This is a genomic window from Streptomyces sp. NBC_01381 (genome assembly GCF_026340305.1).
GTDB lineage: Bacteria > Actinomycetota > Actinomycetes > Streptomycetales > Streptomycetaceae > Streptomyces.
In genome coordinates, this window is sequence record NZ_JAPEPI010000002.1 from 3,483,744 (window position 1) to 3,497,676 (window position 13,933).

Annotated in this window: 17 protein-coding genes; 13 read left to right on the forward strand and 4 right to left on the reverse strand. The window is 71.6% G+C overall.

What is annotated here, in order from left to right; all coding sequences use genetic code 11:
• Positions 1 to 26: 26 nt before the first annotated feature.
• Positions 27 to 902, reverse strand: coding sequence for a LysR family transcriptional regulator (locus OG453_RS36910; protein WP_266872899.1), 876 nt, complete (start codon positions 900 to 902; stop codon positions 27 to 29).
• Positions 903 to 1,052: 150 nt separating this feature from the next.
• Here OG453_RS36910 and OG453_RS36915 point away from each other — a divergent pair, with 150 nt between their 5' ends.
• Positions 1,053 to 1,940 (forward strand): EamA family transporter, encoded by an 888-nt coding sequence (locus OG453_RS36915; RefSeq protein WP_323178726.1) that lies wholly within the window; start codon positions 1,053 to 1,055, stop codon positions 1,938 to 1,940.
• Between the two features lie 6 nt (positions 1,941 to 1,946).
• On the opposite strand, the gene OG453_RS36920 is transcribed toward OG453_RS36915, so the two are convergent.
• Entirely contained in the window at positions 1,947 to 2,567 is a 621-nt protein-coding gene (locus tag OG453_RS36920) for an L-threonylcarbamoyladenylate synthase (RefSeq protein WP_266872901.1), read from the reverse strand.
• A 183-nt stretch (positions 2,568 to 2,750) separates the two neighbouring features.
• Here OG453_RS36920 and OG453_RS36925 point away from each other — a divergent pair, with 183 nt between their 5' ends.
• From OG453_RS36925 to OG453_RS36940, 4 genes are read left to right on the forward strand one after another with little or no spacing between them, the layout of a single operon-like run.
• A complete protein-coding gene (locus tag OG453_RS36925; protein WP_266872902.1) occupies positions 2,751 to 3,695 on the forward strand; it encodes a DMT family transporter in 945 nt (314 codons plus the stop codon).
• Positions 3,692 to 5,173, forward strand: a complete 1,482-nt coding sequence (locus tag OG453_RS36930; protein WP_266872903.1) for a leucyl aminopeptidase — start codon at positions 3,692 to 3,694, stop codon at positions 5,171 to 5,173. Before OG453_RS36925 ends, OG453_RS36930 begins: the two co-directional genes overlap by 4 nt.
• Positions 5,160 to 5,435 (forward strand): RidA family protein, encoded by a 276-nt coding sequence (locus tag OG453_RS36935; protein ID WP_266872904.1) that lies wholly within the window; start codon positions 5,160 to 5,162, stop codon positions 5,433 to 5,435. Before OG453_RS36930 ends, OG453_RS36935 begins: the two co-directional genes overlap by 14 nt.
• Entirely contained in the window at positions 5,432 to 6,349 is a 918-nt protein-coding gene (locus OG453_RS36940) for a PhzF family phenazine biosynthesis isomerase (protein WP_266872905.1), read from the forward strand. Before OG453_RS36935 ends, OG453_RS36940 begins: the two co-directional genes overlap by 4 nt.
• A gap of 15 nt (positions 6,350 to 6,364) precedes the next feature.
• Here the strand turns inward: OG453_RS36940 and OG453_RS45240 are convergent, their stop codons facing one another.
• Positions 6,365 to 6,673, reverse strand: a complete 309-nt coding sequence (locus tag OG453_RS45240; protein WP_323178706.1) for a hypothetical protein — start codon at positions 6,671 to 6,673, stop codon at positions 6,365 to 6,367.
• Between the two features lie 476 nt (positions 6,674 to 7,149).
• On the opposite strand from OG453_RS45240, the gene OG453_RS36950 reads away from it, so the two are divergent.
• From OG453_RS36950 to OG453_RS36985, 8 genes are all read left to right on the forward strand, one after another.
• Positions 7,150 to 7,401 carry a hypothetical protein gene (locus tag OG453_RS36950; RefSeq protein ID WP_266873287.1) on the forward strand — a complete coding sequence of 84 codons (252 nt, stop codon included), beginning with the start codon at positions 7,150 to 7,152 and terminating at the stop codon, positions 7,399 to 7,401.
• Positions 7,402 to 7,512: 111 nt separating this feature from the next.
• Complete coding sequence (locus OG453_RS36955; protein ID WP_266872906.1) at positions 7,513 to 8,016, forward strand: methylated-DNA--[protein]-cysteine S-methyltransferase; 504 nt, start codon at positions 7,513 to 7,515, stop codon at positions 8,014 to 8,016.
• A gap of 29 nt (positions 8,017 to 8,045) precedes the next feature.
• Positions 8,046 to 8,777: a 2OG-Fe(II) oxygenase gene (locus OG453_RS36960; protein WP_266872907.1), complete on the forward strand. Its 732-nt coding sequence runs from the start codon at positions 8,046 to 8,048 to the stop codon at positions 8,775 to 8,777.
• Positions 8,774 to 9,706, forward strand: coding sequence for a hypothetical protein (locus OG453_RS36965; protein ID WP_266872908.1), 933 nt, complete (start codon positions 8,774 to 8,776; stop codon positions 9,704 to 9,706). Before OG453_RS36960 ends, OG453_RS36965 begins: the two co-directional genes overlap by 4 nt.
• A 16-nt stretch (positions 9,707 to 9,722) precedes the next feature.
• Positions 9,723 to 10,508, forward strand: a complete 786-nt coding sequence (locus tag OG453_RS36970; protein WP_266872909.1) for an SAM-dependent methyltransferase — start codon at positions 9,723 to 9,725, stop codon at positions 10,506 to 10,508.
• 74 nt (positions 10,509 to 10,582) lie between these two features.
• Positions 10,583 to 11,398, forward strand: coding sequence for an alpha/beta fold hydrolase (locus OG453_RS36975; RefSeq protein ID WP_266872910.1), 816 nt, complete (start codon positions 10,583 to 10,585; stop codon positions 11,396 to 11,398).
• Between the two features lie 164 nt (positions 11,399 to 11,562).
• Positions 11,563 to 11,841, forward strand: coding sequence for a hypothetical protein (locus OG453_RS36980; RefSeq protein WP_266872911.1), 279 nt, complete (start codon positions 11,563 to 11,565; stop codon positions 11,839 to 11,841).
• A gap of 63 nt (positions 11,842 to 11,904) precedes the next feature.
• Positions 11,905 to 13,005, forward strand: coding sequence for a sulfite oxidase (locus OG453_RS36985; protein WP_266872912.1), 1,101 nt, complete (start codon positions 11,905 to 11,907; stop codon positions 13,003 to 13,005).
• A 13-nt stretch (positions 13,006 to 13,018) separates the two neighbouring features.
• Here the strand turns inward: OG453_RS36985 and OG453_RS36990 are convergent, their stop codons facing one another.
• Positions 13,019 to 13,885 (reverse strand): AraC family transcriptional regulator, encoded by an 867-nt coding sequence (locus OG453_RS36990; protein ID WP_266872913.1) that lies wholly within the window; start codon positions 13,883 to 13,885, stop codon positions 13,019 to 13,021.
• Positions 13,886 to 13,933 lie beyond the last annotated feature (48 nt).

A 13,933-nucleotide genomic window follows, 5' to 3' on the forward strand; every position in this document is an offset into this window, starting at 1 on the left:
GCGGGCGTTGGCGTGAAAGGCCCGCCTCACGCCCGAGCGGACCGCCCGCCCCGTGCCCGGTAGAGGTCCGCGAGGAGCGCGACGGCGGCGTGCGTCGCCGGGTGCGGATCGTGGCGCCGCCAGATCAGCCGGACGGTGATGGGCGCGGCGTCGCGCAGCGGCCGGAAGACGACGCCGTCACGGCGGTACTGGTTGCCGGTGCTCTCGGGGGTGAGGCCCACGCAGCGGCCCGACGCGATGATGGCGAGCCAGTCGTCGATGTCCCGCGTGTACTCGACGGTCGGCCGCGTCCCCTCCGGCCACAGCTCGGCCGTGGTGGTGCCGGTGCGCCGGTCGATGAGCAGGGTCCGCTCCCGTATGTCGGTCAGCGGGACGGAGCGGCGCCTCGCCCACGGGTCGTCGGCGGCCATGGCGCAGTAACGGCGCTCCTGTCCGACCACGGCGTCGGCGAACCGGGCCTCGTCGAAGGCGGTCCGTACGACGGCGAGATCGCACAGGCCCTCCGCGAGGCCGCCGGTCGCCGAGTTCGTGCGGATCAAGTACAGCTCGATGTCCGGGTGTTCGGCGGCCCAGCGGCGCTGGAACTCCGCGGTGTGACGGCCCATCGCCGACCAGGCGTGGCCGATGCGGAGCCGGGTGTGCCCGGTGGTCGCCTCGCGCACCAGGTCATCGGCCTCGGCGAGGACATGACGGGCCCGGGCCAGGACCTGCACACCGGCGGTCGTCGGCGTGACGCTCCTGCTGGTGCGGTGCAGCAGCCGCACCCCGAGGGTCTCCTCGAGGCCGGCGAGGGTGCGCGACACGGCCGCCTGGGACACGCCGAGCTCGGCGGCCGCGTCGGTGAAGCTGCCGGTGTCGATGATGGCCACCAGGCAGCGCAGATGCCGAAGCTCCAGATCCATGACCCCAGCGTATAGATGAGCACTCACATGCATTTTGCGTATGTGTGCGGGAGGCGCATTCTGCGGTGCATGCGAAAGTCTCAAGGCGCCGACGGGCTCGGGGAAGTGGCGGGGGCGGAAGGTTCGGCCGGCCGGTTCTCGGGGACGGCCATGATGCTCGGCAGCGGTCTCTCCAACCAGGTCGGTGCCGCCACGGGCGCGCTCGCCTTCGACGTGATCGGCCCGGCCGGGGTGGTGGCCGTGCGGCAATGGGTCGCGGGCGCCCTCCTGATGGCGGTGGGCAGACCGCGGCTGCGCGCCTTCACCTGGCGGCAGTGGTGGCCGCTGCTGTGTCTCGCGGCGGTCTTCGCCACCATGAACCTGTCGCTCTACACCGCGATCGACCGCGTGGGTCTCGGCCTCGCGGTGACCCTGGAGTTCCTGGGCCCGCTGACGGTCGCCCTTGCCGCGTCGCGGCGGGCGGTGGACCTGGGTTGTGCCCTCGTCGCGGGGGCGGCGGTGGTCACGCTGGCCCGCCCGCAGCCCACGACCGACTACGCCGGCATCGCGCTCGGCCTGCTCGCGGCGGTCTGCTGGGCCTCGTACATCCTGCTCAACCGCACCGTCGGGGCCCGCCTTCCTGGCGTCGAGGGATCGGCGACCGCCGCGGGCATCTCTGCCCTGCTCTACCTGCCGGTCGGCATCGTGGTCCTCGCCCACCACCCGCCGACCCTCACCGCCCTTGCCTGCGCGAGCGCCGCCGGACTGCTGTCCTCCGCGGTGCCGTTCCTGGCCGATCTGCTGGCCCTGCGCCGGGTCGACGCCCGCTTCTTCGGGATCTTCATGAGCGTCAATCCCGTCCTCGCCGCCCTCGTCGGCCTGATCGTCCTGGGGCAGGCTCTGGACTGGGTGGAGTGGCTGGCCATCGCGGCGATCGTCGCGGCGAACGCGGTGAGCATTCTCGTACCAGGACGCCGTTCCAGGCGTACGACCGTCCGGTCACGGCCCCGGCCGACGGCCGTGGACCGGACGGTGTCGATGGAGCCGAGCCGCCGCTAGGGGTGGCTATTCGAACCGCGAGGTGTCGCCCGCGCCACGCCGCACGATCTCGGCCTCGCCGCTGGAGAAGTCGATGACCGTGGTCGGCTTCGTGCCGCAGTCGCCGGAGTCGACGACGTCGTCCACCACGTGGTCGAGCCGCTCCTTGATCTCCCAGCCCTGCGTCAACGGCTCGTCCTCGTCGGGCAGCAGCAGCGTGCTGGAGAGCAGCGGCTCGCCGAGCTCGGCGAGCAGGGCCTGCGTCACGACATGGTCGGGAATCCGGACGCCGACCGTCTTCTTCTTCGGGTGCAGGAGCTGACGCGGCACCTCCTTCGTCGCGGGCAGGATGAAGGTGTAACTGCCCGGCGTGGCCGCCTTGATCGCCCGGAACACGTCGTTGTCGACGTGCACGAACTGCCCCAGCTGCGAGAAGTCCCGGCAGACCAGCGTGAAGTGGTGACGATCGTCGAGGTTCCGGATCGTCCGGATGCGGTCGAGGCCGTCACGGTTGCCCAGCTGACAGCCGAGCGCGAAACAGGAATCCGTCGGGTACGCGACGAGCGCGCCGGACCGGATGTCTTCCACCACCTTGCCGATGGTGCGCTGCTGCGGATTCTCGGGGTGCACGTCGAAGTACTTCGCCATCCGCCGAGCGTACGTGATCAGACGGCCGGCTCCGGCGCGGCGGACGGGCGTCGAGTGCGGATGTAGCTCAGCTTAACGAAGGTGCAAATCTCTTTGCTTGTCCTTTCAGGTCGCCGGCGGCATCGTTCAAGGGGCAACGGCCCGAACGATGCACGGACCACGGTCCGGACAAGGAGAACAAGCGTGAGCGGCGTCCCCGGAAGAACTTGCGCAGGGATACGGGTGGGGGTCCTCGCGCTCCTCTGGGGATCGACCTTCCTGTGGATCAAACTGGCCCTCGACGGTCTCTCGCCCGTCCAAGTCACCCTCGTACGCTGCGCGTTGGGAGCCCTGACCCTCATGGTCCTGCTGCTCGGCGGGCGCCGGCGGCTTCCTCGGGGCGGGGCGGCCTGGCGGCACATCGTCGTGGCCGCGTTCTTCTGCAACGCCCTGCCGTTCGGCCTCTTCAGCGTGGGCGAGCAGACCGTCGACTCCGGGGTGGCCGGCGTGCTGAACGCGACGACTCCGCTGTGGTCGGTGCTCATCGGCCTCGCCATCGGCACGGAACGCGGACTGCGCCCCGTCCGCCTGGCCGGGCTCCTGCTCGGCTTCGCGGGAGTGCTGCTGATCTTCGCCCCGTGGCAGCAGTCGGGGCTCGCGAGCTGGGGCGCGCTCGCCATCGTGGGCGCGGCGGCCAGCTACGCCGTCGGATTCGCGTACATGGGACAGCATCTGGTCGGGAAGGGCATCCCCACCATCTCCCTCTCCACGGCCCAACTCCTCGCCGCGACGGGGCTTACGACGCTGATGGTGCCGGTCGGCGGCCTCGAAACGGTCCATGTCCATCCCAAGGCCCTGATCGCCGTCGTCGTCCTGGGGATCTTCGCCACCGGCATCACCTTCCACCTCACCTACCGGATCATCGCCGACGAGGGCGCGACCAACGCCGCGACGGTCGGCTATCTGCTGCCGGTGGTCTCCGTCGGGCTCGGCGCCGTCGTGCTCGACGAGGCCTTCAGCCTCCGCGTGGCGGCGGGCATGGTCGTCGTACTCGTCGGAGTCGGTATGACGCGGCGTCAGAACGCAGTAATCAAAGTGCAGCACGTAGAACTCGAAGCTCGGCACGCAGAACAGGACACGGTGAAATGACCGAAGTGACGGTGACGGACTCCCTCGCGGAGTCGCTGCCCGTGGACGCCGTCGTGATCGGTGTCGCCCAAGGGCCCAAAGGACCGATACCGACCCCCGACGCCACGGCGTTCGAAGGACCGTCGGCCGAACTGCTCGGCACCCTCGGCATGACTGGTGCCGCGGGCGAGGCCGTCAAAGTCCCCGCACCGACCGGCATCGAGGCGCGCCTCGTGCTCGCGGTCGGCCTGGGCGAGGCCGACGCCGACGGCGGGCACGACGCCGAGGCGCTGCGCCGCGCCGCGGGCGTCGCGGCCCGGACCCTGGCCGGTGCCACGAAGGCCGTCCTCGCCCTTCCGGCGGCCACGGCCGATGCCGTGGAGGCGGTGGCGCTCGGCGGTCTGCTCGGTGCGTACGCCTTCACCGTGTACCGGACCACCGGCGAGGACAAGCCGCCCGTGGGCGAGTTGTCGATCCTCACGCGGCACGGGGACGCCGCGGCCGCGCTGCGCCGCGCCACGGTGATCGGCCAGGAGCTGAACCGTGCCCGTGACCTCATCAACACACCGGCGAACGACCTGCATCCGGAGAGCTTCGCCGCCACCGTGCGGGCGGTCGGCGCGGAGTTCGGGCTCGCGGTAGACGTGCTCGACGAGACGGCGCTCGACGAGCACGGGTTCGGCGGCATCCTCGGCGTCGGGCAGGGCTCGGTGAATCCGCCGCGCCTTGTGCGGATCGCCCATACCCACCCCCGGGCGCGGACGAGCATCGCTCTTGTGGGCAAGGGCATCACCTACGACTCGGGCGGCATCTCGCTCAAGCCCGTCGGCTTCAACGAGATCATGAAGCGCGACATGTCGGGCGCCGCCGCCGTGTTCGCCGCCGTGACGGCCGCGGCACGGCTCGGCCTCCCGATCGAGGTCACGGGCTGGCTGGCCCTTGCGGAGAACATGCCGTCCGGGTCCGCCGTCCGCCCGGGCGACGTCCTGCGGATGTACGGCGGCAGAACCGTCGAGGTGCGCAACACCGATGCCGAGGGGCGGCTCGTCCTGGCTGACGCGCTGGTGCGCGCCGCCGAGGAACGGCCTGACGCCGTCGTGGACGTGGCGACCCTGACCGGCGCCATGCGGATGGGGCTCGGCAATCGCCTCTTCGGGGTGATGTCCCCCGACGACGCATTCCGTGAGCGGATCGTGGACGCTGCGGGGCGCACCGGCGAACCGGCCTGGCCGATGCCGCTGCCCGCCCAGCTGCGGGAAGGCCTTGACTCCCCGGTGGCCGACATCGCCAACCAGGGCGAGCGTATGGGAGGCGGGCTCGTCGCGGGCCTGTTCCTCAAGGAGTTCGTGCCGGCCGGCACCCGCTGGGCCCATCTCGACATCGCGGGACCGGCCTTCCACGAGGGTGCTCCGTACGGCTATACGCCCCAGGGCGGCACGGGAACCGCGGTCAGGACCCTGGTACGCCTCGCGGAGGAGCTCGCCGATGCCCGCTCTTGAGCCCGTCACGCCGGACGGCACGGTCTGGGTGTCGGCGCAGCTTCCGGTGGGTGGGAACGCGGAATCGGTCGCGAAGGTGCAGTTCTATCTGACGGACATCGCGGCCTGGGAGGCGGTCGACGCCGTCTTCGCGGAGGTGTTCGGCGACCATCGCCCCGCACGGGCCGTCCTGCAGGTGGCCGGGCTGCACCACGGGTTCCGGGTGGCCGCGGACGCCGTCGCCCGGCGCGGGCGGACCGAGCGATCGGAGGGGCGGCGATGAGGATTCTTCACCAGGTCGACTCGTTCACCCGGACCCCGTTCACGGGCAATCCCGCCGGGGTGGTCCTCGACGCGGACGGCATGACGGACGCCGACATGCTCGCGGTGGCGCGCGAGCTCAACAACTCCGAGACGGCGTTCGTGCTGCCCCCTGACGGCGCCGATCACGACGTACGCGTCCGCTTCTTCACCCCGACGACGGAAGTGCCGACCTGCGGGCACGCCACCGTGGGCGCGCACTTCGCCAGGGCCGTCGAGTACGGGCTGCCGTCCGGCTCGCTGGTGCAGAAGACGGGCGGCGGGCTGCGCCAGCGGGTGGAGATCATCCGTGACGGCGACGGTGACCGGGTGCGGATCGGGATGCACCAGGGGGCGGCCGACTTCGGGCCCGAGCTGGACGGCACCCAGGTGGACCGTCTGCTGCGGGCACTCGGTGCGACATCCGGCGACCTCGCGGACGACGGGCCCGTCCAGATCGTCTCGACCGGGCACTCCAAGGTCATCGTGGAGCTGTGCGACCGCGCCGCCGTGGACGGTCTGCGCCCCGACCCGGCCGCGCTGACGGCGCTCAGCCACGAGGTCGGCAGCAACGGCTGGTTCGTCTTCACCCGGGCCACCGGCGAGGCCCAACTCCTCACCTGGGCCCGGATGTTCGCCCCGGCGATCGGCATCGCCGAGGACCCGGTGACCGGCAACGGGCACGGCCCGCTCGGCGCCTACCTGGTGCACCACGGGATCGTGCCCGCACCGGGCGGGCGGCTCGACTTCACCGGCCGCCAAGGGGTGGCGATGGGACGGCCCGGTGAGGTCGGCGTATGGGTCGACGTGCGGTCCTGCTCCCGGCGAGGCGGGGAACTCCTCGTCTCGATCACGGGCGACGCGACGACGGCGTTCCGCGCGCGACTGAACGCGTAACGAAGGCGTGAGGAATCACCCGCCGTCGCGTACGTCGATTCCTTCCAGTCCATCCAGGAAGTCGAGTACGCGGGCGTTGACCCGGTCCGCGTACTGGCCGGAGACGGCGTGCCGTCGCTGAAGAGAGCGGGCACCGGCAGGGCGGTCGTCGGCGGCGGCCACGCCCTGCCCGTCGACCCAGGCGAGGAACCGTGGCAGGGCCCACTCCTTCGGGCCCGGCACCAGGGTGGGGATGGTGCGGAGCACCGCGGCGTACGAGAGGCGGGCGAAGGTGTTGATCGGGTCGAGCAGGCTGACCGATGCGACCCGTTCGGGCGCGCGCACCGCCTGGTTGCAGGCCAGCCAGCCACCGGCAGAGACACCGAGCAGGTCGAGGGCGTACGCGGGCCTGCGCGCGGCCAGCGCGGGGATGTTCGGCGCCCAGGAGACCGCGGTGCAACCGGTAGGCCCGCACCTGCCCGTAGGCGGTCGGCATGTCGTGGGTGCGCGCCGGCTGGGGCAACTCCCGCATCCCCGCGCTGTACGCCTGCTCGAACAGGGCGTGCCCTGGCGGCGTGATGTAGCGACCCACGGCACTGCGAGGCATCGGTCTCCCCTTTTTGAGACACACGGAGATACGGGCGCGATGCCGAAGCAGGTCGACCACGAACAGCGCCGCGAGGAGATCGCCGCGGCGCTCTGCCGGATCGTCGCGCAGCGCGGCCTCGAAGCGGTGGGCATGCATGAGGTGGCCGCCGAGGCGGGGGTGTCGCCCGGGCGCGTACAGCACTGCTTCGTGAGCAAGGACGAGATGGTGCACCATGCCGCCGGCGCGCTGCGTGCGCAGGTCGACGCCCGGGTGCGCCGGAGCCTGGCCGCGCTGCCCCGCGCAGATCGCCGAAGCGGTAGACGGCGGCCTGCTGCGGGACGGCGTCGACCCCGCCCCGGAGGCACGCATCCTGCCGGCCCTGACCGGCGGTCTCGCCTCAGACGTCCTGCGCGGTCAGTGCACGGCCGATGAGGCGCTCGCGCTGCTCGATCACCAGGTGGGGCGGCTGGTCGGCGACGTATGACAAGGGCGGTTGACAAGGGCGACGTCCGAATCCCGCCAGCATCCGTGATCGCGGCATCCCACTGTGGAGGTGGAACGAAAGCGAGCGAAAGCGAACGGAAGGGAGGCGACGATGACCGCCTACACGACCATCACCAGCCCATTGGGCGAACTCCTGCTGGTGGGCGAGGAGACGAGCGACGGCACCACGCTGACGTCGCTGTCCGTGCCCGGCCAGAAGAACGCCCCTGCGGTGCGCGCCGACTGGCGGCACGCACCCGACCGGTTCGCGGGCGTCGCCCGGCAGTTGGTCGCGTACTTCGCCGGTGAACTCACCGAGTTCGACATCGAGTTCACCCCCAGCGGCACGGAATTCCAGCGGCGGGTGTGGCGCGCCGTGGAGGACATCCCGTACGGCACGTCGACCACGTACGGCGCACTCGCCGAGCGGCTCGGGGTGGCCCGCGGGCGCGTGCAGGCCCTGGGCGCCGCGATCGGCGCGAACCCGCTCCTGATCGTGCGGCCCTGCCACCGCGTCATCGGCGCGGACGGCTCGCTGCGCGGCTACGCCGGCGGTGTGGAGCGCAAGGTTCAGCTCCTCACCCATGAGGGCGCCCTGCAGCCCACCCTCGTCTGACGCGCCCCGCAACCCGAAGGACCCGAACCATGACCGCCACCACGCGCCCCGCGAGCCGCGTCACGTCACGTGTCGACGCGGGGGACTGGTCCGAGCTGACCGCCGAGCTCGACGCGCACGGCCACGCACTCACCGGCCCGCTCCTGAGCGCGGGGGAGTGCCGTGGGCTCGCCGCCCTGTACGACGACGCCGACCGATTCCGCACCACCGTCGACATGGCCCGGCACCGCTTCGGCTCCGGCCAGTACCGCTACTTCACCCATGAACTGCCCAATCGTGTACGGGAGTTGAGGGAGGCCTTCTACCCCCGGCTGCTGCCCGTCGCCCGCGACTGGGCCGAGAAGCTCGGGAAGGCCGCACCCTGGCCGGACAGCCTGGAGGAATGGGTCGCGATGTGCCACGCGGCAGGCCAGTCCAAGTCCGCCCAGATCCTGCTGCGTTACGGCCCCGGCGACTGGAACGCCCTGCACCGCGACGTGTTCGGCGACATGCTCTTCCCGCTCCAGGTCGTCATCGGCCTCGACACCCCCGGAACCGACTTCACCGGCGGCGAGTTCCTCATGACCGAGCAGCGCGCACGCGCCCAGTCACGCGGATCGGCCACGACCCTGCCGCGGGGGCACGGCCTGATCTTCACCACCCGCGACCGGCCCGTGGCCTCGAAGCGCGGGTGGTCGAACGCCCCCATGCGGCACGGCGTGAGCACCGTCCGTTCCGGGCGGCGGCGCACGCTCGGCCTGGTCTTCCACGACGCGGCGTGAAGTCCCCCGGCACGTACACACTCTGCGGCCCGGACGGAAAGCCGTATCGCAGCGGCACACCCGGCACGCTGGGCGGACACCGGCGCGGGCGCCTGTACGGACGCCTGGACTGCCCCTCCGCGCTGCGCGCCATCGCCCGCGGCGACTACGTCGCCCACCGGGTGTTCTTCGCCGACGAGGCGACCGCGATCGCCGCCGGACACCGGCCGTGCGCGGTCTGCCTGCCCGCCGCGTACGCCCGATGGAAAGCCCATACGACAGGCCGACACGGCAGCCCATACGGCAGGCCGACACGGCAGCCCAGACGGCAGCCCAGACGGAAGGCCCCACACGGAAGGCGGCACGACCGCACCATGAGCATCCTCGAAGAACGGGAGCACTCCCGCTCACCCCTCATCGCCGCCGCGGACCTGGCCGCCCACCCGGACCTGCCCGTTCCCCTCGCGCACACGGAAGCCGAACTCGCCGCCCTCATCGGCCTGTTGAGCCTCCCCAAGGCGCGGATCGAGACCGTCGTCATCGGGCACAGTCGAGATCCGGCCTCCCGGAGATCCGCCGCCGCGTTCGCCGCCGCCTGGACGGCACGTGGCGGCACGGTTCTCGCGACGGTGCACTGGCCCGAGACGGCTGCCTCCTGGCTGCGCGCCGCGAACCGCCTGACCGCCGAACTGCCGCACGCCTGGGTGATGGCGGCCGCGCCCCTCGGCTTCGCCCAGCTCGCCCGGCGCCTGCGGCACTCCACCGCATGGGACCCCGCCCGCACCTATGCCTTCGGCTCCCTCGCGGACTCGCGGCTGCCCGCGCTCGCCGGTCCCGGCGTCCTTGACGGGCTGCGCGGTGCGAGCGCGGACGGCGCCACCTGGGACGTATGCCGGGGATGGGTCACCTCATACGCGCCGGTCAACTCCGCTCCCCGCTCGAACGGTTGACCTGTACTCTCGGGCGATGAACGCAGAAGACGCCGACTTCCTCATCGACACCAGCAAGCCCCACCCGGCCCGCGTCTACGACTGGCTGCTCGGCGGCAAGGACAACTACCTGGTCGATCAGGAGATGGGCGAGAAGCTGCCGCCCGAGGCGAGGGCCAACGCGGCACGGAACCGGGCGTTCATGCACCGTGCCGCCGCCTGGCTCGCGCACCACGGCGTCCGCCAGTTCCTCGACATCGGCACCGGCATCCCCACCGCGCCGAACCTGCACCAGATCGTCCAGGAGATCGCCCCCGCCTCCCGGGTCGTGTACGCCGACAACGACCCCATCGTGCTGCGCCACGCCGAAGCCCTCCTTGTCAGCACCCCGGAAGGCGCCACGGACTACATCCAGGCGGATGTGCGAAGCCCCGAGGCCATCCTCGACCACGCGCGCGAGTTCCTGGACTTCGGCAAGCCCGTCGCCCTGTCCCTCATCGCGCTGCTGCACTTCATCACCGACGACGAGGACCCGTGCGCCCTCACCCGCTCCCTCGTCGACGCCCTGCCGTCCGGCAGCTACCTGGTCCTCTCGCACGGCACCACCGACGAGCATCCCGAGCTCGTGGAGTCCGTCAAGAACACCTACCGGGAGGGCCAGGTGCCGCTGCGGATGCGGCGCCGCGAAGAGGTCGAGCCCTTCTTCGACGGCCTGGAGCTTGTCGCCCCGGGTCTGGTGACGGCGACGCACTGGTACCAGGAATCGCCCGCCCCGAAGGATGAGTTGAGCGGCTTCTACGTGGGCGTCGCCCGCGTCCCGTAAGGGAGGAGAACAGCCCCGACCTGCCCCGCGGCCCGCCTTTCCTTACGCTGGAAGCAGAGGTGAGGAGGGCCGTCATGCCGGCCATCGCCGTGCACAAGGCAGCGCTGCGTGAGGGGCTCGTCCTTCCGTATGCCGAGGTGGGCGGCCCCTCGGGTGTGCCGGTCGTCCTGGTCCACGGCTATGCCGACTCCTGGTGGACGTTCGAGCCGCTGCTGCGGCGCATGCCCGCCTCGCTGCATGCGTACGCGCCCACGCAGCGAGGCCACGGAGACGCCGACAAGCCCCCGGACGGCTATCTCCCCGAGGACTTCGCCACCGACCTCGTCGCCTTCATGGACAGCGTGGGGATCGAGCGCGCCGTGCTCGTCGGGGGTTCGAGCGGAGGGGTGCAGGCGCGCATCGTCGCGGGCCGCTATCCCGACCGGGTGGCAGGTCTCGTACTCCTGGGCGTCCCGGTCGCCCTCGCCGACAAGCCCGCAGCCGCCGAGCTCTGGGAAGCCGTACGGGACCTTGAGGACCCGGTGGACCGTGACTTCGTGGAGCGGTTCGCGCTCGGCATGACGGCCGAACCCGTCGCCCGCGGTTTCCTGGAGACCATCGTCGAGGAGAACCTGAAGGCACCCGCCCGTGTGTGGCGGGAGACGCTGCGCGGCCTCCTCGAAACCGATCTGCGTGCGACGCTGGCCGGGATCCTCGTCCCCACGCTGGCCGTCTGGGGCGACCAGGACCCGATCGTGACGCGCGCGGAGCAACAGACGGTCCTCGACACCGTCATCGGCTCCCGGCTGATCGTCTACGAGGGTGCGGGACACGTCGTGTACTGGGAAAGGCCGGAACGGGTGGTGCGGGACATCGCGGACTTCGCGGACTTCGCCAAGAGCGCCGCCTGATCAGCGGCGGCCGGACCCCGGCCCCGCCGCGCTCGCAGGGATCGCTTGCGGATGCCATCGGCGTACGGGCGTGCTGTGCTGGCCATGGAGCGGCGGCCGCCACGCGGCGGCCCCCCCTCACATGCCTTTCATCGCACCCCCTCGTCACACAAGGAGCAGCTGCCATGGCGATCTTCATGCACGCCTCCCTCCCGGGCACCACCACCGATCAGTACGACGCCCTCAACGCGAAGCTCCAGGAAACGCCAGAGATCTTCGACGGCTGTATCGCCCACGTCTGTGTTCCGAGCAGCGACGGCCTGGACATCTACGACCTCTGGGAGTCCGAGCAGCACATGCAGGCGTTCACCGGGAAGCTGATGCCCGTCGCCGAGGGACTCGGCATGTCCGGTCCCGGCGGACAGCCCAAGGTGGACTCCGTGCACAACTACTGGATTCCCTGAGCCTGACCGTCGCGCCAGGCCGTTTGCCGTGCGGGCCCGGCCCGCACGGGCGACGATGGAGGCATGGAGCGGACATCCCTCGGTGATGTCAGCACACCGGGACGCGTCGCCGCCCCCGACGAGGGCATCAGCGAGGAAGAGCTGGGCCTCGCGGCACGCAATCACGGGCTGCCGCTGGAAGCGCTGCGCTACGACGTCACACCGCCCGGCCTCCACTACGTACTGGTCCACTACGACATCCCCGCGGCCGACGCGGACACCTGGCGGCTCTCCGTCGGCGGACAGGTCCGTACGCCCCTGGAACTGAGCCTCGCGGAACTGCGGGCGCTGCCGGCCGTCACCCACCGGGTCACGATGGAGTGCGCGGGCAACGGCCGCGCCCGGCTGAGCCCGCGCCCGGTCAGCCAGCCCTGGCTGGTGGAGGCGGTGGGCACCGCCGACTGGACGGGCGTACCGCTGCGGACGGTGCTCGCGGCCACTGGGGTCGAGGACAGCGCGGTCGAGGCCGTCTTCACCGGCGCGGACCACGGAGTCGAGCGCGGCGTCGAGCAGGACTACCGGCGCAGCCTGCAACTCCCCGTGGACGCGGACGTGCTGCTCGCGTACGCGATGAACGGCGGCCCGCTGCCGCCCCAGCACGGCTACCCGCTGAGGCTCGTCGTCCCCGGCTGGTACGGCATGGCGCACGTCAAGTGGCTCCGCCAGATTGAACTGACCGATTCCCCGTTCACCGGCTTCCAGCAGGCCGTGGCGTACCAGTTCCGGCAGTCCCCGGACGACCCCGGCGAGCCCGTCACCCGGATCGCCCCGCGCGCCCTCCTGGTCCCGCCCGGCTTCCCGGACTTCATGTCACGCGTACGAGTCGTGCGCCCCGGACCCGTCGATCTTGCGGGACGCGCCTGGTCGGGATACGGGCCGGTCACCCGGGTCGAGGTCAGCGCCGACGACGGCCGCACCTGGACCGACGCCGAGGTCGCCGGACGGGGCCCGCACCGCTGGGGATGGCAGGCCTGGCACACCACGTGGCACGCGACGGCGGGCAGGCACACCCTGACCGTCCGGGCATCCGACGCCGACGGCCGCACCCAGCCCCTCGAACAGCCCTGGAACCGGGGAGGCTTCGGCAACAACCTCGTGCAACGCGTCCCTGTCCTGTGCCGCTGACCGACTTATCGACTCATCGATCCATTGCGCGCACCCGGGTTGCGTCCTGCGCGGGCGGCAGCCCGAAGGCACGCCGGTATTCGCGGTTGAACTGCGTCGCGCTCACGTACCCGACGGCCTGCGCGGCCTGTACGGCCGTGGCGTCTCCGGCGACCAGCAGCCGGCGCGCCTCCAGCAGCCGCAGCTGCTTCTGGAACCGCAGCGGGCTCATCCCGGTGGCGGCCTTGAAGTGGCGGTGCAGGGTGGCGGTGCTCATGTGCGCCACCGCCGCGATCGTGTCGACGGCGAGCGGCTCGGCGTAATGGGCGCAGATCCACCGGGCCGCCGCGCGCACCCGCGCCCCGCTGGAGTCGGTCAGGGCGAAGTCACGGAGCAGCGGGCCGAGCGGGCTGCCGAGCAGGCGGTAGAGGATCTCGCCCTCGATGCGGGCCGCGAGCGGGCGGATGTCCTCGGGGGTGTCGAGCAGCCGCACCCAGCGGGTGACCGCGTCGACGATGTCCGGGGTCATCGGCGCGGTCAGCTGTCCGCCCGGAGCGGCGGGCGTACGCGGTGCGGCGCCGTCGAGTTCGAGGAGCAGATCGGCGATGACCTGGGCGTCGAGCCGCATGACGGCGGAGCGGTACGGCATCTCCTCGAACGTGGCGGTGACCGGCATCGCGACGGAGTTGAAGAACATCTGGCCGCGCCCGGTCACCCAGCTCCGGTCGCCCGCGACACCGCGCTTGGCGCCCTCGACGGTGAAGCAGATCATCGGCTCGTACAGGAGGTCGGCGGCAGCTTCGGGCTCGTCGAGCGCGACCACGGTCAGGCGGGGCACCGCACCGTCCGACCAGGTGCCGTCGGTGTGCCGGGCGATGGCCGCACCGAGCTGGTCCAGCATGCAGGCTCCCTTGTTCCCCGACTGATCGCCGACGGGTCCCCGACTGAG